Genomic DNA, 18,381 nt, shown 5'->3' with positions numbered 1-18,381 from the left:
ATCTACTCTCCATCGATCCTGACATGCGGCTCGACGCGTGCCTCGATGTGGAACACGAAGCGCCCGCCGTCGGCGTTGCGTGTCGTCGGGGCGAAGAAATGCACGTCCTTGAAGTGCCCGGAGCGTTCGAGCGGTGCGATCAGCGCCGGCGCGTCGCCGGCGAGGCCGACGATGCGCAGCGTCGGACCGTCCATGTTCAGTTCCGTCAGGTAGGACGTCTCGGGGAGGGCGCGCGACAGCGCCTCGACCACGACCACCGCAACCGGCGACGTCTCCTTCAGGGCGCGTGCCCGCTCCGCCGGCGCGAGCGAGGCGATCGCCTCTTTCGACGTGCTGCCCCTGATCTGACGCTGCAACGTCGCAACGCGCGATCCGATCTCGTCGCTTTCGCCGTCCGCGGACGCCGCGGCCATGAAAGCCCAGATGTTCAGCGCCAGCGTCAGGCAGACCGCCGCGACGATCAGGCCGCCGATCATCCGGCGTGTCCATGAAAGGTTGGCGTCGGTCGCGTCGGCGAGGCGCGACCACAATGTGATCGGCGGCGTCGCGCCGTCACCGCCCTTGCCGGCAACGACACGATCGACCCGGAGTCCCCGTGCGCCGAGTTCGCCGCACACCGCGTCGAGCGTCACACGAGAGGTCGCGAGGACCTGCACGTTGAGGATATTCGGATCCTCGCCGGTCGCCACATTGAAGCCATAGGCCGCCTGGCTCGCCCGCCACGGAAACAGCCGCTCGATCTGATTGCGCACGATACCGGCGAGCAGGTCTCGCGCCTGCGCGGGAACGCTCATCGCGCGCGAGACCACATCACCGGCGGGGAGCTCCAGAATGACGAACGACTTTTGCGCGGCGCGCAGGATCTCGTCCGGGAGCGCGTTGCCCGCAGGCCCGGCTGTGAAGCTGAACCGCGCCGAATTCCTCGCGTCCTCAAACACCCATTGGCCGCCGTCTCGGCTGATCCGCACCCACTGCCGGGCGCGCCGCAGCTCCTGCCAGCCGAGCCACAGCCGGGCAAGGATATCGATCCAGCGCCGCATCATCATTTCGATGTTCATCAGCGTGCCTCCAGCGATACGACAGCGCCTGTCCTCGCGAACCGCGACACCGGCGTCCAGGCGAGAACCCGATACGGCTGCTTGTCCTCGGGGAGCAGCACGATGAACGCCTTGGCCGCCGCGGTGTATCCGTCGGTCGTGCCGGCGACGAGGTCCACCGCGACCACATGAGTCTGCTGGACCTTGAGGTATTTTTGCGCCGCTCCGAGCAGGAAGCCGAGGCGGTCGGGATCGACGAACGGCGAGCTTCGCGTATCGAGAAAGGCGTCGATCCGCTCGGTATCGAAGGACGGCAAGGCCCGCAGCACCGCGACCGGCGCGGTGAGCGGATTGACGCTGTCGCTGCCGAACACGGTGATCAGGGGCGCCATCGCCGCCATCCATTGCGGCTGCATGCCCGGAACATCGGCGATCTGCCCGATATCGGTGAACGGTGCAGGAGTGGGCGTGGCGGCCGGTTGCTCAGGCTTGCCCGCCGCTGGCGGCTTCGCTGCATCGTTCGGCTGCGCCTGCGCATCGTTCGGTTGCGCTTGCGCGGCGGTGTCGCGAAGCGCGACGATCCGTTGCGCCACGATGCCGGCATCGTCATCATCGGCTCCGACAGAGCGAAGCAGGGAGATCAGCAATTCGACCGGGGCCCTTCCGATGTCGATGCGGCCGCCTTCGTCGCTGACGGTGAGTTGCACGGACCCGGTTGCGAAAGTCAGCGTGGTGCTGCGCTCGGTGAGCGGCGCATCGCGCAGTGCCGCGACGATGCCGGCGGCGGCCTCGAGCCCCGCGCTCAGGAGTCCGTCGGCTTGCACGCGATCCCGGTGGATCCGGACGATGCCGGCGAGGCTGCGAAACGTCGTCGACGTCGCCATGGCGAGGACGGCGCACAGCGCGATCGCCCACAGCACGGCGAGCAGCACCATCCCGCGTTGGCTGTGCCGGCTCGTCATCGGCGTGCTCCGGCCGACGCGTCCTTCGCCGGCGTCTCCTTCGGCGACGCGGACTTGCCGGTGACGCATTCGGCGCTGGCGCCGGGCTGGGCGCATCCGATCGGCGCGTCGGCGTGCAGCGCGAACTCAACGCCGGGCAGGAGATCGGCGCCGCTGGCGCGGTCCCGGATGGTCAACCGCACCAGCCGCGGCAGCAGCTGCTGTCCGGTCCATGTCGTGCTCCAGGACATGGTCCCGTCAGGACCAGGACTTGCGAACGCAAAGGCGATGTCGACCTGGCCCTCGATCACCCGGACCGGGTCGTGCAGCGTGGCGCTCGCGAACGGCGAGCGTGGTCCATGCCATCGGGCCCGGCGCCGGACCAATCGGTTGATGCCATCGGTCTCCTCGACCTGCAGGCTGACGATCTCCTCGGTTTGGCCGCCACCTGCGCCGCTGCCGGTGACCAACGTCAGCTGGTTCGCATCGCCATTGAAGGCGGCCGCAGCTTCGGCACCGTCACCCTGCTTGACCTGCCGCGCGGACCCGATGTCCGCCGCGAGGCGGTCGACCGCGAGCAGCAACTGATCGGTCTTTCCGACCAGGCCTGTCCTGCGGTCGAAATTCAGCGCGACATTGTTGACCAGCGCCGCGGTTGCGGCAATCACCGCGGAGCCGATGGCGAGCGCCGCAAGTACCTCGATCAGCGTGAAGCCGGCACGGCTGCCCGATCGTAGCGTTGCGGTCATTCGTCGGCTCCGAGCCCGAGCCGCAGCGTGTCCGCGCTGACCCTCTGTCCGGGTGCCCACGACACCGTTGCGACAAGATGGTAGGCGATCCAGTTCGGGCGTTTGGCGGCGGGTTCCTGCTTCTTGTCCGCCGCGGCGCCGGCCGCAGCGTCCCGTCGCGCCACCATGGCATCGACGAACATGGGCTCCGACGTGACCGACCAGCGCAGCCCGGCGGTCTCGCCGTCGCGCGTGCCGTTTGCGAGGATCGCGCGGTCGATCGGCGCATCGAGCAGTGTGCGCAAGAGCACCTGTGCCGCGACGCGGCCGTCGATCCTGTCGGCGATGCGGCGCGCGTAAAACAGATGCGGGCCGAGCACGGAGACGAATCCCAACAGCAACGCCATTGCCACCAGTGCCTCGATCAGCGTGAAGCCGGCACGTGCATCGCGAGGGTCAGGGCAGGTCGACTGCAACGCGGCCATTATACCAGTTGACGTCCACCTCATAGCGCACATTCTCCCACGAGAATTTCAACACCGCGCCGGTTGAAGCGCCGTCCGGCTCGAACCGCACGACCGCCCGGCGTCCCGACCAGAATTCGTCCACACCCGTGACATCGATCATGACGTCGCGGGGAACTGCGATCGTTCCGCCTTGCCCGACGATCGTTCGCGCATTTCCGTCGAGCGACACAAGGCGGCTCTGCCCGGTGAGGATCGCGGCAAGCCGCTCGCGGCGCAGCAGCGCGGCGGTCTGCAGCGCCAAAGCCTTCAGCTTGCTGCGTCCCGTGCCGGGAACCGTCGCCACCACCAGCGACGCCAGCATCGCGATGATCAGCATCACCGCCATCATCTCGATCAGGGTGGAGCCCGCAGCCGAGCCGGTAATCGTCGTTCGCGCCATCGGTCATCCCTACATCGCAAGCTCGGTGATGCTGAGCAGCGCGCTCATGATCGACACGATCAACGTTCCGATGCCGATGCTGACGACGATGATGGTGATCGGGCCGATCGCGCCCATCAGCCGGTCGAGGCCGATCGCGAGCCGTTGCTCATAGAGGTCGGCGGCGTGCTGTGCGATCGCCGACAGATCGCCGGTCTCGTCGCCGACCCGCAGCATGCGGACCGCAAGCGGTGGCACCAGGTCGCTATCGGCCAACGCCTCGATGAAGCGGCGACCGTTGCGCACCTGTTCGTGCACCTGCTCCACCGCCGCCGCGTAGCGCGGTTCGGTCATGATATCGCGCAGGATCTTCAGTGCGGTCGGCAACGCGACCCCGTTCTCGACCAACAGCCCGAGCGTGCCGATGAAGCGGGCGGTGCGGCGATCGCTCATCGGGCCGGACACGCCGGGGATGGTCGCGAGCACCGCGATCAGCGATGCGCGCGCGGAAGGCTGGCGCAGGATCAGCCAGCCGAGCAGCAGCACCGCGCCGCAGCCGCCAAGGAAGCTGTCGAGATGGGCGCGCAACCAGGTCGACATCGTGAGCGCAAAGGCCGCGCCGGAATTGAGCCGTCCGCGCAGCTCCGCGAACACGGACTCGAACTGCGGCACGACATAGAGCAGGAAGAAGAACAGGATGACGACCGCCGAGCCGACCAGAAACATCGGGTAGCGAACCGCCCCCGAGATCCGTTGCGACAGCTGCTCGCGCCGCGTCCGGTCCTCGACGATCGCGCGCAAGACCACTTCCAGCTTGCCGGACGCTTCGCCGGCGCGCACCATCGCGATGTAGATCGGTTCGATGACCTGGTTGTGGCGCTCCAGTGCCTCGGCGAAACCGTCGCCGCCGGAGACCGCGGAGCGCAGCCCGCCGGCAAAGCGGGCCACCGCCTTGTTGGTGTCTTCTTCCAGCGTCTGCAGCGCAGCTTCCAGCGTCAGCCCCGAGCGGAGCAGCAGGGCGAGCAGGCGCAGGAAGGTGGTCAGTTCGCGCTGCCGGGGCAAGCTTCCGCCCGAACTTCCGGCGCGCAGCGCGGTGCGGCCGGCGACCTCGGCTTCGACCGGCAGGTGGCCGAGATACTCGATACGCCGCAGGACCTCCTCGCGCGATGGCGCATCGACATCGCCGAGAATGATCTCGCCGGCCTTGGTCAACGCGCGGTAGCGGTAGTGCGGCATGACCTTCCTACAGGCTCATGGTCAGTCGGAAGATTTCGTCGAGCGTGGTCTGTCCGGCGCGCAGTTTCGCGACGCCGTCCTCGGTCATCGAAATCATGCCGGCGCGCCGGGCGACGGCTTCGAGGTCGGAGGCATCGGTCTTCGGGCCGATCGAGCGTCGCAGCGTCGCACCGATCTCCATGATCTCGAACACCCCCTTGCGGCCGCGGAATCCGGTGTTGCCGCACCAGTCGCAGCCTTTGGGCCGACAGACCACTTCGCCGGCCTCGATGCCGAGCGCCGAATAGCGTTCGTCCGCCGCGATGTCCGCCGCCGACAGCGTGTAACGTTCCTTGCAATGGTCGCACAGGATCCGGACCAGGCGCTGCGCCACGATCACCCGCGCACACGACGCCAGCAGGAAGCTCTCGATCCCCATGTCGATCAGGCGCGTGACGGCGCCCGCGGCGGTGTTGGTGTGTAGCGTCGTCAGCACCAGATGGCCGGTCAGCGCGGCATGCACCCCGATATGGGCGGTCTCGGAATCGCGCATTTCGCCGACCATGATGACGTCGGGGTCGAGCCGCATGAACGAGCGCAGCGCCGATGCGAAGGTCAGCCCGATACCCGGATGCACCTGGGTCTGGGTGATACCCGGAATCTGGTACTCGACCGGATCCTCGATGGTCAGGATCTTGCGGGTCGGCTCGTTGATCACCGCAAGCGATGCGGCAAGCGTCGTCGTCTTGCCGGATCCGGTTGGGCCGGTGACGATGACCATGCCATACGGCGCGAGCAACGCCCTGCGCAGCACCGCCTCATGATGCGCGCTGAGGCCGATCTGGTCGAGCGAGACCAGGCCGGCTCCCTTGCGCAGCAGCCGGATGACGGCGCATTCGCCGTGCATCGTCGGCATGGTGGCGACGCGCAGATCGATCTCGTTGCCGCCGACCAGGATGTGCGCACGTCCATCCTGTGCCAGGCGGCGCTCGGTGATGTTGAGCCCGGCCATGATCTTGAGGCGCGACAGGATGCCCTTGGCCATCGCCATCGGTGGTGCCGGAACGTTCTTCAGCATGCCGTCGACTCGCAACCGAACCTGCAGCACATTGCCGGCAGGCTCGATATGCAGGTCGGTCGCACGCTGCTCGACGGCGAGGCGCAGCAGGTCGTCGAGTGCTCGCACCACCGGTGCGCCGCGCGCGAGGTCACGCAGATTGTCAAGGTCGTCCTCGCCGGCGGCCGTTCCGGCCAGCGGCGCATCGCTCGCCTGGTCCGGCTCGAGGCGCAGCGACAACGCGGCTTCCAGATCGTCGGCGGTGGCTGCCGCCAGCGCGACCGGCCGGCGCAGCATGAGCTCCACCGCACGCAACGTTTCATCGTCGATTGGGGAAGCCAGTGCGAGACGCAACGTGCCGGTCGCGCTCTCATAGGGAAACAGGCGTTCCTCCTTGAGGAACCGGATCGACATCTCGCCGCCGGCAAAGCGTCCGTCCACCAGATCGTCGCGACGGACCCGATCGCAGCGGTAGAAGCTGGCGAGCTCGTCGGCCAGCGCCGAGGGCGTCAGCTTGGTGACGGCGCTCCAGTCGACGTGGCCGGCTGAGCCGTCGCCGTTGCGTGCACGACCCGCCGTGTCGTCCTTCTGACCGTCGCGCAATACGCCCTTGCCGGCGAGATACGTCATGAAGTCGACCGGCGGTGCGGTAGGTGTTGCGGGCGCATTCGTTTCATGCGCTAGCATTGCGCCACTCCGGTTGAACCGGCCTGCACAGCCGGCCGACTATGCCACCCAGCGTTCGCGCTGGCAGATGCTGATGGACGCTGGCCTGCCATCGCACGTCACCTGCTGCCGCCTAACGGTAATTGCCGGCCAAGCACCGTGTCGCTCTCGCCCGTCGAAAGCAGCGCGGCACGGTCCCGCTCGCTGAATGCAGCTCGGCGCCGAAACGCCACCCTCGACATCTGCGCGTTCCGGTCGATACACACTGCGCAATGCACCAGCGCCTGCTTGATCTCGACCTGCACGGTGCGGACGCTGACGCCGAACCGCTTGGCGACCTGCTGCAACGGGATTTCTTCAACGCATATCGCCATGAAGATCTCGCGGCGACGGGTCGGCAGCTCCTGGATGGCGCGCCGAAGCGCATTGATCTCGGATCGCGCCTCGATGATGCGGTCCGGGCCGGGAGTGTCGTCCGGCAGATCGAACAGCGCATCTGCTTGCGGCACCGTGCGCCGCCGCCGCTCGGCGACGCGCCGGTTGCTGATGGCGCTCATCGCGACGCGGAACAGATAGGCAGGCAAATCGCGGACCGGTCCAATGCCGTCGGCCTTGCTGAGACGCAGAAAGGTATCCTGCAAGGCCTCGTCGGCGAGATCCGCCGATCCGGTTCGTCGCGTCAAACGTTGCTTGAGATCGTCGTAGCTTGTGACGAGGAGCGCGAGCAACGCCGTTCGATTGGTGTCGCTCATTGCAGGGGCCCCATCCCCAACCGCAGCGCTTCAATTCGGTCGCGACACTTCTAGCGGCGCTTGGTGACATGGAAATGAAACCACAACGAGTGCTCATGTCGCGACACGTCTGACCGCAGTCGATGATGCAGAATTGATCTGCGCAGGGAACACGCGACGAGCGTGCCGCGCTGCGCGCAGCGAGGATTGCGCGACCGCACGGCGCCCGCGCGGCGCCAAGTCCGGTGCAACCATGCCTCTGATCGCCGGCAACCGCACGCATGTCACAATCATCCGTTGACGGCTGCGCTCTGCTGCGCCGCCTGCACCCGCTCAATCCCATGCAATGCCGCAGCACTTTCCGCGTCGAGAGCCTGCGCTTCACGAAAACTTGCCGAAGCATCGTTGTGACGCTCGAGCAGCAGATAGAGATCGCCAAGCGCACAATGGGCGGTCACGCGGTACGGATCGAGCGCGACCGCATGCTTCAGGCTGATTTCGGCGCCCTGCGAATTGCCGCGGACAGCACAGGCGCGCCCAAGCGCTTCGTAAAATTCCGAAGACTGCCGCTGGTTGATCCTTGTCGCCGCCAGGAAGTGCAGCATGGCATTGTCGAGGTCGCCGAGCTCGGACAGCGCAAGTGCATATTGTGCATGCAGTGCGTCACTGGCAGGCGCGAGTTCCAGCGCCTTGCGGTAATGCTGATGAAGTTGGCGCTTCAACATATCGGCATGCATGCCGCTCGCCTGCTCGAGATTGGCCAGCTTTCGCAGCGCATTTGCGTACGCCGCGTGAGCATCGACGCTCAATGGTGCGAGCTCGATCGCCCTGCGGTATTGAGCGACCGCTTGCTCCGTCCTGTGCGTGGCGAGCAACGCGTCGGCGAGCGCGATGCGTGCCGGCGCCAGATCGGGCGCCGCCGTTACCGCGGCGTGCAGAAGCGTGTTGGCGCGTTCATGATGGCCGAGGCCGAGCTCGATCGCACCGAGATTGCACAACGTATTGACGTGTCCGTGATCGAGCGAAAGCACGTGCTCGAACAGTCGCCGCGCGCGGTCCAGCTTGCCTGCACCGTGCTGGCGGCATGCCTCGACGAACAGCGCGTCGCAGGTCAACGCGTCATTCTCCTGTTGTGGCACCGTCATGCCGCGCGTCGAGGTCATGATGGGATCGCTGAACTGCTCGGCCGGCAAATCAGTGGAAGCGCCGGCGAGGGACCTGAGCTCGGAGTTCAGCCGCCCGATCACCTCTACCCAATCGCCCGGTGTTGTTTGCCGGAACAGCCGGACGCGCGGATACCACGGTGTGTCGTTGCGATCGCGTAGCCAGCGCCAGTCGCTGCCATTGGCAAGCAGGATCCAGACCGGCTTGCCCATCGCACCGGCCAGATGCGCGATGGCACTGTCGATCGAGACGACGAGATCGAGATTGCCGATGAGTGCCGCCGCGTCGGCAAACGATGCGGCGTCGATATGCGCGCCGGCATCGAAGATACGATGGTCGAAGTCGGCGAGCTGCTCACGCCCGCGGCCGATCTGCAGGCTGACAAACCGCACGCCCGGACAACCGAGCAGGGGACTCAGCAGATCGAGCCGGATCGAGCGGCGCTGGTCGTTGAGATGACCGGGATTGCCCTGCCAGACCAGGCCGACCGTCATGCCGCGGGCGGAATTTTCAAGACGCTGGCCAAATTGCTCATGAAGCCGCTCGCGCCACCGCGCGACCAGATCCGGATCGGGAGCGAGATAGGGAACTGCCTCTGGCACCGTATCGACCTGGGTATCGAAGATCAGCGGCAAAGATAGCAGCGGGACCTGCACGTCGAATGCCGGCACGGTCTCCTCGTCGCTGATGACATCATCGATGCCGCAAGCGGTTTTCATCAAGGACGTCAGCACTTGCGGCGTCCGCAGGATGACGCGGCCGCCGCGCGCTTTCACCATCGGCGCATAGCGCACGAACTGGATTGTGTCGCCAAAACCCTGCTCGGATTGCAGCAGGATGGTTCGGCCGGCGAGATCCTCGCCCTGCCAACGCGGCCGGTCGGTCGGGATCAGGTGCTTGTTGACGCGCGGATCCGACAACCGTCCCTCATACTCCGCCCAGGCCGCGGACCAGTCGCCGATGCCGAACAGGCAGACGGCAAGCACGGTGCGCAGCTCCGCGCGCATCGGATAGCGCAGCAGCGCATCACGCAGTAGCGCGACGCCGACGTCGTGTCGATTGGTGTCGCTCAGCAACCAGCCAAAATCGACGATCGCATCAATATAGTCGGGAGCGCTTGCGATCAGGTCGCGAAACACGTCGTCGGCAAAATCGCTCAGCTCGAGCATCGCCAGCGCGCGGGCGAGGCCAAGCTGGGCGGGCGCATTGTCCGGCCGCAGCGTCAGCGCAGCCGTGTAGGCGGCCAGCGCCTGCGGATACTGGCGGCCCTTGAGCAGCAGGACCCCGAGATTGCCGTGCGCCTCACCGTCGGCGGGATTGAGCCGGATCGCCTCCTCGATCAGTTCCAGCGCCCGTTCATCCTCTTCCCGCTGCAGCGCGATCACGCCGCGGACGTGCAGCACGTGCGGCCGCACCAGAGGTTCATCCTGCATGGTCTCGAGCAACACGTCGGCGCTGTCGAGCTGACCGTCGCGAAACAGTGCGAGGGCGCGGTCCATGACGGTCTGGATGAATTCCGCGCGGCGCTCGGACGAAGCCTGGTTCAGCATCGCTAGTCCCGCACGCATCGCCTGCGCTTCGCTGATCTCTGCCTTCGACATCGATGCACCCTTACTGTCGGCCTGCCTATCGCTGGCGATATCGCGGCCGGGTACGCTTTGACCAATCCGGCGGCGGTCAGGCCGCTGCGTTCGTCGTGCGGGCGGCGCACCACTCCGCCCAGAGCTTCATCAATTCGTGCGAGAGATTGTCGGCGAAGCGCGGTGCGTCGCAGAGCGGAGAGGCGGCGACACGGTCGCGCAGGCCGCGGCGCAACTCGGCGAGCTCGTCGCGCCGCTGCGTCAAGCCGACGGCCATGGCGACGTAGTCGTCGATGCTGTGCGCGCAGAAGCTGCCCAGTCCGGCCGCGGTGAGGTGGGTCGCCGAGTGACGGCCGGCGAAGGTATCGCCGACGAAGGTCACGGTCGGAACGCCCATCCACATCGCCTCCAGCGTCGTGACGCCGGCGGAATAGGGGAACGGATCGAGCGCGAGATCGACCTCGCCATAGGCGACGAGCAGTTTGTCCTGCTCGGTTTCGCCGACCAGCTCGACGCGCTCGCGCGGGACGCCGCCCTGGCCGAGCACGTTATAGACGGCGTCACGCGTGCTGGTCTCGCCGAGACCGCCATAGACCATCAGGATGCGCGAATCCGGCACCTGCTCGAGAATGCGCGCCCATGCCTTGCCGAGCTCGCTGTTGAGCTTCGCCGGGCGATTGAAGCAGCCGAAGGTGAAGCGGCCGCCGCCGAGGCTTGGCAGCTGCGGCACCTCGGGAGCTTTCGCCGGCGGGTGATAGCAGACATAGCAGTCGGGCAGGCGGATCGGGCGCTCGACATAGCTCGCGTCGTGCTCCGGCGGAATCTCCACGGGATCGGCGATCAGCCCGTCATAGGTATCGAGCCCGACCGTGCCGACATAGCCGGCCCAGCTGAGCTGGATCGGCGCTGCGCGCGTCGCGAACAGCGAGAGGCGGTTGCCGGCGGTGTGACCGGCGAGATCGAACAGCACGTCGACGCGATCCTCGGCAATCTGCCGCGCCAGCGCCGCGTCGTCGACCCCGGATACGTCGCGCCAGGACAACGAGATGTCCTTGTAGCGTTCGCTGAAATCGTCGTCCTGCCGCTTGCTGTCGGTCTTGTAGCAGAAGATCTCGTAGCCGAGCGCTGCGAGGCCCTCGAAGGCGCGCAGCACCAGGAACGAGACGGCATGCCGGTGCAGGTCCGCCGACACCAGGCCAAGCCGCGGCTTGCGCGCCGGATCGGGTATGTTGGGGAATTCGAAGCGGTTGAGCGGCGCGCTAGGCCGGTAGAGTGTCGCCCATCGCTTATGCTCGCGCAGCAATTCGTCACGCGTCACGCCCGGTTTGTGCTGAAGCGCGAACAGCACGGTTCCGGCGATCGCTGCGCTGCCGGGATCGAGCTCGCCGGCGCGCCGATAGGCTGCGACGGCCTCCTCGATGCGGCCCTGTCCGAGCAATCCGAAGCCGCGGCCGACATGATGCTCGGCCTGCAGCGGATCGATCGCGATCGCACGGTCGACGTAAACCAGCCCGCGCTCGTAGGCGCGATGATTGATCAGGAAGTGGCCGTAGAGATATTGCGGCAGCGCGACGGTCGGCGCGCCGTCGGCAGCGATCTCGAACAGCCGCGCCGCCTGCTGATCCCGCGCGGCGATGCCGAAATTCATGCCGAGCTCGATGATCGCCTTGTAATTGTCGCTGTCGATGGTCGAGGCAGCGCGGAGATCATCGACCGCCTTGTCGAACTGTCCGTCCATCACATAGGCGAGGCCGCGGGTGCGATAGGCTTCGCCGTATCCGGCATCGAGCTCGATCGCCTTGTCCAGCGCCACCAGCGCTTCGCTGCGCCGGTTCTCGGTCAGCAGCGCAAGGCCGAGACTGAATTGCGCCAGCGGCATGTTCGGCAGCAGACGCAATCCATCCTGGAGATAGGGAATACCGTCGCGGGTGCGCCCGGTCCGGGCGAGGCAGGTGCCGATCTCGGCCAGTGCCGGTGCATGGGTCGGCGTCACCCTGAGTTCCGCGGCAAACGCCTCGCGCGCGTCGTCGAAGCGATCGAACCGGCACAGCGCGACGCCCTTGCAATAATTGAAGCCGGACTGGTCGGGCGCGAGCCGCGCGGCTTCGTTGAACGCGCGCAGCGCCGGGCGCCAGCGATCCTGCCGCGCGTGCGCGACGCCCTCCTGATGCAGCGCCTGCGCTCGCTTCAGGTCGGTTGATGGATAGCTGCCGCCAATCTGCGGGCGCGCCAAAATTGCATGGCCGCCATGCCCCACACGAATCGCAAGTCGCCCGCTCGAGTTGTCTTCCATGTGGGAGGCCTCGCTTGAATGAAAGCCCGCGGAGATTGCTCTAGAGATATTTTGCGATCAGACAGCGAGCCATCTGATGGAGAGTCCATAGAGCATCGCGTCATGTATTGCCAAGATATTTTTCGGAGACTGACTGAAAATAATCGCTGCGCTAAGCCGATCGTCGAATTGTCTAACAGACGTGAAGTCAATCATCGGCGGCGGAGACATGACGTCGGCGGCAGAGGTACTTACCTAAGCTTAGATTCATTCCGAGAATCTGGGATTCGGTGGCAAAATAAGCTTCATATTATTTGAAGATTACTTTGCGCTCTCATGACGACGCGATGACGATGTGCCGGTGGTGATCAACCCCACAGGAACAGCGCAATGAAAATGCAATCGTCCAAATACATGCTCGGCACCGCTTCGGTGTTTGCCCTGCTTGCGTCCTCGACCATCACTCCCGCGAACGCGCAGGCCTCGACGGCCACTGCCGGCATCTACGCGGGCGGCAGCACGCTCGCCTCGGAAGCCTTCCGCCAGATCTTCGACTGCTACATGGGTGGCATCGTCGGCTCCGGCACCAGCTATCCCGACGGCTTTGCGTTCTCTTCGAGCACCGGACCGGGCAAGTTGCCGACCACCTGCACGCTGGTGAGCGTGCCGGTTCAAGGCATGTATGCCGGTGTCGGCAGCGGCAACGGCGTCCGCGGCTTCATCACCAACAATCCGCAGCAGTGGTACAACGGCACGGCGACGCCGGGCAGCTCGGGCGCTCCGCCGCTGCCGGCGAACCAGCCCGCGATGATCGATCTGGCTAATCCGGGGACCCCGGCGACCAAGTTCGGCAGCTATCCCTATCCGCGCGTCGACATCGGCCTGTCGGACTCGCCGCTCGGCACCACCCTGGCCGCGCTCACGACGTCGTCGGTCAGCTTCAACCCGACCCAGAGCTGGACCACCACCGGTGGCGCGCTGGCGACCGTCACGGTGAACAGCACGTTCACGGCGTCGGTTGCCTACAACACCACGGTGTATGGCAACCCGATCCAGGTTCCGGCGTTCGAGGTCAACGTCGCGATCGGCGTCAACACCAGCACGATGACGGTGAACTCGGCGGTCGCCGGCACCGGCGCCACGCCGGGCACCCAGGCCAATCAGGGCGCCGCCATCCAGCTCTCGACGGCGCAGATGTGCGCGATCTTCACTGGCCTCGTGACCGACTGGAACGACGTCACCGCCAACAAGATCCCGTACCTCAACAACGCCGGCACGCAGGTGCTCGCGGCCTTCAACTATACCAACGCCAACAGCGGCGGCACGCTGCAGGCCTACTCGAGCTCGTCGCTCCCGATCCGGATCGTGTATCGCGGCGATGGCAGCGGCACCAGCTTCATCCTGACCAACTATCTCAAGGCGGTCTGCCCGCTGCTCGATTCCACCGGCGCGTTCGGCTACAAGTCGATCTTCAACACCACGACCCTGCCGAGCACTTCCTTTGCCAACCTGATCGCCCGCATCGACGCCGTCCGCGGCTCCGGTCCGTGGTCGGCGTCCACCACGGTGACGACCAACACCTGGATCAGCGCGACCGGCAGCAGCGGCGTAGCATCCGCGATCAGCACCAACAGCGGCAATGCTGGCCGCATCGGCTACGTCAGCGCCGATTTCACCCAGCCCTACACCACCCAGGTTGGGACGATCGCGGCGCCGCGTTCGGCGGCCTTGCAGAACGAGCAGCTGCGCGGTGCCGGTACCTACGTTCCGAACAACGCGACCCCGACGACCCTCGAGTTCATCGCACCGACGCCGGACGCTGCCGCCGCCGCGTGGGGTGACACCCGTCTCAAGACCCCGGTCACGACCTGGACCTGGAACGACTACAACATCTACGCCAACGTGTTCGGCACGGTCACCCAATCCGGCGTGACGGTGACCGGTCTGCCGGTGCTGCCGTTGACGAACAGGCTGAACGCCTATCCGCTGAGCGGCACCACCTTCCTCGACCTGTACAGCTGCTACAACGTCCAGGCCGATACCAACCGCGTGACCAACCTCGTCAACTTCCTGACCTGGTACTTCGCGGGCGCCGACGCCGGCGATCCGGACGTCGCGCAGGTCGCCGAGAACGCCGGCTTCCATCTGTTGCCGGTGACCTATGTGCGTAACATCCAGAAGCAGTACTGGGGCAGCAACACGACCAACATCGCTGCTGCAGCCGCCACCCAGGCCAACGGCTGCCTGAACGTCGCCAACGGCGCCAGCGGCGGCGCCAAGTAAGCTCAGGTAGACTGACGCAATGGCGGGCGGCGCAATCCCAACTGCGCCGTACCGAGATCGCGCCAAGCACATGATACGGCCGGGCGCCTCGATCGAGGCGCCCGGAACCATTGCGGGAGCGTCGACGCGACACGTGATGGCGCGCGGCCCCTGGCACATCGGACGAACAACAATGTCGAAGCAAGACGCCATCCTTGGTTCAGCGCGTATCGCGCGCGACGTGACGCGGCAAGGCGAGCGGGGATTTACGCTTGTCGAGATGCTGGTCGTCATCGCCATCATCGGCCTGATCATGGGACTGGTCGGCCCGCGCGTGCTGAGCTATCTGAGTGAATCGAAGGTCAAGGCGGCCAAGATCCAGATGCGGAGCTTCGCGAGCGCGCTCGATCTGTATCAGCTCGATACCGGCCGCTATCCGTCGACGGCGGAAGGGCTCACGGCGCTGGTGCAGCGGACGTCGGGCGCCGCCAACTGGAACGGTCCTTACCTCAAGGGCGGGCTGGTTCCGAATGATCCATGGAGCCATCCCTATCTCTATCGGGCGCCCGGCGAACATGACGCCTACGACATCCTCTCCTACGGCTCCGATGGTCAGGAGGGGGGCACCGGGACCGCCGGAGACATCTCCCTGGACAAGCTGACGAGCGCGGCCAGCAACCAGTGATGCTGCCGCGAGCACGCTGCTATCTTCTTTGCCTCGGCAACACGTGCTGGCCGGGTCTGCCGGCGGCCGCGGGCAAACGTTGATCGACCGGTTGCGAGTCCGTCGTTCCGTCTTCCAGATGAGGCTCGAGCCCGGCAAGCCATCGATCGTCAGGCGATGCGGGAGGCGGGCTGCGGCGTCCCGGTCGATCGGTCATGATGGCGCCCATGGCGCGCAGATCGTCGGGCGTCAGCCACGCGATCTCATGGGCATGCGTCGTCACCATCTGCCCGATGATCCGTGGCGGCACGCCGAACCCGCTTGCGACCCGCGCCATGGCGATCGTCGCCTCTTCGGTCTGCGCGGTCTCGTGGCCGAATTTGTCGGACACGCCGTGGACGCCGATCGCGGCCTCATAGCTAGCGAACTTCTCGTTTCCCGCCGCGAACACGATGAAGCAGGCCGATGCGCAGCGCGATCCGGTCGCGACGATGGTCGGCAGCTTTGCCCTGCGGATCAGGCCGGCCAGCTTGACCGCCTCGGCGACGCTGCCGCCCGGTGAATCGAGCCGCAGCGCCGAGATCAGGCGGTTGCCGTCGTTGGCGGTCTTGATCAGGGCTTCCGCCGCCTCGGTGTCACCGGCTGCCACGTCGCCGCTGAGCGCGATGATGGTGACGTCGCCCTTCAGTGTCACGCTGCTCAATTCGGCGGCGGTCGCGGCGGTGCTGAAGACCGCCGCACCCAGCACCCTCAGCATGGACGAAACGATCGCCATCGGCGGCCTTTGCTTCATTTGCGCGCGACAGCCGGCGGTGCCGCCTGCGCATCGAACGTCGTCGGCGCGCGCCGCATGCTGTCGAGGCGCTCGCGGAACTCTTCTGCGACGACCTGGGCGTCGTGCGGATTGCGCACGATCTTGGTGGTGACGAAGACGATGATCTCCGAGCGGGTCTTGCTGTCGCTCTTCTGGCCGAGCAGATCGCCGAGATATTTGATCTCGTTGAGGCCGGGCAGGCCGGACACCGTTCGCTCATCGTCCTCCTTGATGAGGCCGCCGAGCAGTGCGGTCTGGCCGCTGCTGGTGGCAATCGTCGAGTGGATGCGCCGCTGCGAGATGGTGGGCGTCAGGTTCTGGGCACTCGCGCCGGCGGGATTGACGACGTTGGAGACTTCCTGCTCGATCTCGAGCTCGATCGATCCGTTCGGGTGCACATGCGGCAGCACTTTCAGGATGATGCCGGTGTTCTGCCGGCTGATGCTGCTCACCACGTTGAGCCCGGTGACGGTGCTGCCGGTCGAGATCGGGACCTGGTCGCCGACCTCGAGGATCGCCGGCTCGTTGTCGGCGACCACCAGCGAGGGAGCAGAGAGCACCTTGACGGTGGTCAGGGTGGACAGCGCATTGAGCACCAGCTTGGGATTGGCTTCGGCGCCGAGCACTGCGTTGAACCCGGGCAGCACGCGCGAGAGCAAGGCGGTCTGTGCCGCCGATTGCGCGGCGGTGAACAGGCCGACCGATCCCTTGTCGGGGCCGGCGCCGGCGTTGGCGCTGGTCAGATAGGCCTGCACGCCATACTGCAGCTGGTTCGTCAGCGTGACCTCGGCAACCATGGCGTCGACGGCGACCTGGAGCCGCGGCCGGTCGAGCTGCTCCAGCGCGCGCTCGATCACGAGGTAATCCTCCTGGTTGGAATACACCATGATCGCGTTGGTCGATTTGTCGGCGCTGATGCGGACATTCTGGAACACGCCGCGCGGCAGCGAGCCGAGCGCCGTCCCGCCGGCGGGCCCGGCATTATCCTGGTCGTCGTCCTTGCGGTCGCCAAATCCAACCTGGGTCTTGTTGGCATTGCCCGAAACATCGGTGCTGCCGCCCGTCGCGCCCTGGGTGTTGTTATTATTGTTGCTGCTGCCGAGCGTGCCGGCACCGAGCGAGTCGATACGCGATGTCGTTCCGTTCTGCCCGGGCGCGGTCGCGCTGGTCTGGCTGTCACCGGCCGATTGCGAGCTGCGGCCCACGAACATCTCGTTGAGGGTGCGGGCGATGCTGCGCGCGTTGCCGAAGCGCAGGCTGTAGACCCGCACCGTGGTGCCGGTCGGGTCGGAGCGGTCGAGCCGGCGCACCCATTGCGTGGCGCGTTCCAGCACCTTGCTGTTCTTGCTCACCGCCAGCACCGCGTTCATGCGCGACACCGGCTGAAACTTGATCACGCCCTGTCCTTGTCCGCCGTCGGCGGTGTCGAACACTTTTTCGAGCTCGCGGATCATGGTATCGGGCGCGGTCGACTTCAGCGGATAGAGCCCGACCGACTGGTTGCGCAGCCATTCCACATCGAGCGTGCCGATGACGCCGAGCGCAGCCTGGCGCTCGGAGGCGGTGCCCTGGATCAACAACACGTTGCGCGCCTGATCGACCCGCACCGCGCCGGGCCGCGACAGGAAGCTTTCCGCGGTCTTGCCGATCGCTGCGGCCGATACGAAGCGCAACGGTACGATCGAGACGCCATAGCCGGGCTGTCCCGCGCCGATCACCGAGACACCGGCGCCGGCGGCTTCCGGCAGCGGCACGATGCGGACCAGATTGTCTTCGCGCAGCAGCGCCGCGTTCGACATCCGCAGCACGCTCTCGAAAATCGGCAGCACGTCCTTGCGCGGAATCCGCTGCGCGGAGGCCAGCGTGATGACGCCCTGCACGCGCGGGTCGACGACGTAGTTCATGCCGAGGCTGTCGCCGATCACGGACTTCACCACGGTCGGAATATCGGCATTGTCGAAATTCAGTTCGATGCCGCCGCCTTCGGCGATGACGTCGCCGTCAACCGCGCTCGCCATCCGGGTCGCGGTTCCCGCCGTTACATCCCGGGCATCTTGCTGCGTGGGCGAGGGCGCGAGATCCTGATCGGCGCCGGGAAACACCATGGGCTGCTGCGTCCGCACCGCTGCGGTTGCGCCGGACGTCCCGCCGACCGGGCCGGTCCAGCGCGCGCGCAGATCGGCATCGCGGATCGGATCCGTGACCTGATCGCGGCCGGGCAAGTCGATGGCCTTGTCCATCATGCAGCCGCCGAGCAGGCCGGCGAACGCAAGCCAGGTGCCGGCGACAGCGGCAATCGACGCCGCGCGCGGGAGACGGAGCCGTCGGACATTGTGCACGATGGTTCTCCGTTGGCCGCGGTGCT

15 protein-coding genes are annotated in these 18,381 nt (G+C 66.3%); 3 read left to right on the top strand and 12 right to left on the bottom strand.

The genetic code is table 11. The annotated features are described in order from the left end of the window. Positions 1-2: 2 nt before the first annotated feature. The 9 genes from BRSPCE3_RS15280 to BRSPCE3_RS15240 all read right to left on the bottom strand — a co-directional run bounded on the left by BRSPCE3_RS15280 (position 3) and on the right by BRSPCE3_RS15240 (position 9,809). Positions 3-1,058, bottom strand: coding sequence for a PilN domain-containing protein (locus BRSPCE3_RS15280; RefSeq protein ID WP_244066681.1), 1,056 nt, complete (start codon positions 1,056-1,058; stop codon positions 3-5). Then, on the bottom strand, positions 1,058-1,999 hold the full coding sequence (locus BRSPCE3_RS15275) for a general secretion pathway protein GspK (protein ID WP_244066680.1): 942 nt from the start codon (positions 1,997-1,999) through the stop codon (positions 1,058-1,060). The genes BRSPCE3_RS15280 and BRSPCE3_RS15275 overlap by 1 nt, the downstream gene beginning before the upstream one ends. Continuing rightward, a complete protein-coding gene (locus BRSPCE3_RS15270; RefSeq protein ID WP_244066679.1) occupies positions 1,996-2,727 on the bottom strand; it encodes a type II secretion system protein J in 732 nt (243 codons plus the stop codon). The genes BRSPCE3_RS15275 and BRSPCE3_RS15270 overlap by 4 nt, the downstream gene beginning before the upstream one ends. Beyond that, the gene (locus tag BRSPCE3_RS15265) at positions 2,724-3,191 is read right to left on the bottom strand and encodes a type II secretion system protein (protein ID WP_244066678.1); all 468 of its coding nucleotides are present in this window, start codon (positions 3,189-3,191) and stop codon (positions 2,724-2,726) included. The genes BRSPCE3_RS15270 and BRSPCE3_RS15265 overlap by 4 nt, the downstream gene beginning before the upstream one ends. After that, positions 3,163-3,612, bottom strand: coding sequence for a prepilin-type N-terminal cleavage/methylation domain-containing protein (locus tag BRSPCE3_RS15260; RefSeq protein WP_244066677.1), 450 nt, complete (start codon positions 3,610-3,612; stop codon positions 3,163-3,165). The genes BRSPCE3_RS15265 and BRSPCE3_RS15260 overlap by 29 nt, the downstream gene beginning before the upstream one ends. A gap of 9 nt (positions 3,613-3,621) precedes the next feature. Further along, complete coding sequence (locus BRSPCE3_RS15255; protein ID WP_244066676.1) at positions 3,622-4,827, bottom strand: type II secretion system F family protein; 1,206 nt, start codon at positions 4,825-4,827, stop codon at positions 3,622-3,624. Positions 4,828-4,834: 7 nt separating this feature from the next. Further along, complete coding sequence (locus BRSPCE3_RS15250; protein ID WP_244066675.1) at positions 4,835-6,550, bottom strand: GspE/PulE family protein; 1,716 nt, start codon at positions 6,548-6,550, stop codon at positions 4,835-4,837. 98 nt (positions 6,551-6,648) lie between these two features. Then, positions 6,649-7,281, bottom strand: coding sequence for an RNA polymerase sigma factor (locus BRSPCE3_RS15245; protein WP_244066674.1), 633 nt, complete (start codon positions 7,279-7,281; stop codon positions 6,649-6,651). Between the two features lie 269 nt (positions 7,282-7,550). Next, positions 7,551-9,809 carry a tetratricopeptide repeat protein gene (locus BRSPCE3_RS15240; RefSeq protein ID WP_244066673.1) on the bottom strand — a complete coding sequence of 753 codons (2,259 nt, stop codon included), beginning with the start codon at positions 9,807-9,809 and terminating at the stop codon, positions 7,551-7,553. Between the two features lie 112 nt (positions 9,810-9,921). Here BRSPCE3_RS15240 and BRSPCE3_RS15235 point away from each other — a divergent pair, with 112 nt between their 5' ends. Next, positions 9,922-10,086, top strand: coding sequence for a hypothetical protein (locus BRSPCE3_RS15235; RefSeq protein ID WP_244066672.1), 165 nt, complete (start codon positions 9,922-9,924; stop codon positions 10,084-10,086). 15 nt (positions 10,087-10,101) lie between these two features. Here the strand turns inward: BRSPCE3_RS15235 and BRSPCE3_RS15230 are convergent, their stop codons facing one another. Then, positions 10,102-12,297, bottom strand: coding sequence for a tetratricopeptide repeat protein (locus BRSPCE3_RS15230; protein WP_244066671.1), 2,196 nt, complete (start codon positions 12,295-12,297; stop codon positions 10,102-10,104). 369 nt (positions 12,298-12,666) lie between these two features. Between BRSPCE3_RS15230 and BRSPCE3_RS15225 the strand changes: the two genes are divergently transcribed. Together BRSPCE3_RS15225 and gspG are read left to right on the top strand one after the other, a co-directional pair. After that, positions 12,667-14,559 (top strand): substrate-binding domain-containing protein, encoded by a 1,893-nt coding sequence (locus BRSPCE3_RS15225; RefSeq protein ID WP_244066670.1) that lies wholly within the window; start codon positions 12,667-12,669, stop codon positions 14,557-14,559. Positions 14,560-14,731: 172 nt separating this feature from the next. Then, a complete protein-coding gene (gene gspG, locus BRSPCE3_RS15220; RefSeq protein ID WP_244066669.1) occupies positions 14,732-15,223 on the top strand; it encodes a type II secretion system major pseudopilin GspG in 492 nt (163 codons plus the stop codon). Positions 15,224-15,242: 19 nt separating this feature from the next. Here the strand turns inward: gspG and BRSPCE3_RS15215 are convergent, their stop codons facing one another. Together BRSPCE3_RS15215 and gspD are read right to left on the bottom strand one after the other, a co-directional pair. Continuing rightward, complete coding sequence (locus BRSPCE3_RS15215; protein ID WP_244066668.1) at positions 15,243-15,977, bottom strand: hypothetical protein; 735 nt, start codon at positions 15,975-15,977, stop codon at positions 15,243-15,245. A 14-nt stretch (positions 15,978-15,991) separates the two neighbouring features. Then, positions 15,992-18,355 (bottom strand): type II secretion system secretin GspD, encoded by a 2,364-nt coding sequence (gspD, locus tag BRSPCE3_RS15210; protein WP_244066667.1) that lies wholly within the window; start codon positions 18,353-18,355, stop codon positions 15,992-15,994. Positions 18,356-18,381 lie beyond the last annotated feature (26 nt).

The sequence above is a fragment of the Bradyrhizobium sp. Ce-3 genome, assembly GCF_022835695.1.
Lineage (GTDB): Bacteria > Pseudomonadota > Alphaproteobacteria > Rhizobiales > Xanthobacteraceae > Bradyrhizobium.
The sequence above is the reverse complement of the archived record's forward strand: the minus strand, read 5'-3'. Positions and strand labels throughout refer to the sequence as shown.

Bases quoted from the DNA above. Each gene is read 5' to 3' on its own strand.
- BRSPCE3_RS15280 (WP_244066681.1), bottom strand. From the start codon at position 1,058: ATGAACATCGAAATGATGATGCGGCGCTGGATCGATATCCTTGCCCGG.
- BRSPCE3_RS15275 (WP_244066680.1), bottom strand. From the start codon at position 1,999: ATGACGAGCCGGCACAGCCAACGCGGGATGGTGCTGCTCGCCGTGCTG.
- BRSPCE3_RS15270 (WP_244066679.1), bottom strand. From the start codon at position 2,727: ATGACCGCAACGCTACGATCGGGCAGCCGTGCCGGCTTCACGCTGATC.
- BRSPCE3_RS15265 (WP_244066678.1), bottom strand. From the start codon at position 3,191: ATGGCCGCGTTGCAGTCGACCTGCCCTGACCCTCGCGATGCACGTGCC.
- BRSPCE3_RS15260 (WP_244066677.1), bottom strand. From the start codon at position 3,612: ATGGCGCGAACGACGATTACCGGCTCGGCTGCGGGCTCCACCCTGATC.
- BRSPCE3_RS15255 (WP_244066676.1), bottom strand. From the start codon at position 4,827: ATGCCGCACTACCGCTACCGCGCGTTGACCAAGGCCGGCGAGATCATT.
- BRSPCE3_RS15250 (WP_244066675.1), bottom strand. From the start codon at position 6,550: ATGCTAGCGCATGAAACGAATGCGCCCGCAACACCTACCGCACCGCCG.
- BRSPCE3_RS15245 (WP_244066674.1), bottom strand. From the start codon at position 7,281: ATGAGCGACACCAATCGAACGGCGTTGCTCGCGCTCCTCGTCACAAGC.
- BRSPCE3_RS15235 (WP_244066672.1), top strand. From the start codon at position 9,922: ATGACGGTCTGGATGAATTCCGCGCGGCGCTCGGACGAAGCCTGGTTC.
- BRSPCE3_RS15230 (WP_244066671.1), bottom strand. From the start codon at position 12,297: ATGGAAGACAACTCGAGCGGGCGACTTGCGATTCGTGTGGGGCATGGC.
- BRSPCE3_RS15225 (WP_244066670.1), top strand. From the start codon at position 12,667: ATGAAAATGCAATCGTCCAAATACATGCTCGGCACCGCTTCGGTGTTT.
- gspG (WP_244066669.1), top strand. From the start codon at position 14,732: ATGTCGAAGCAAGACGCCATCCTTGGTTCAGCGCGTATCGCGCGCGAC.
- BRSPCE3_RS15215 (WP_244066668.1), bottom strand. From the start codon at position 15,977: ATGGCGATCGTTTCGTCCATGCTGAGGGTGCTGGGTGCGGCGGTCTTC.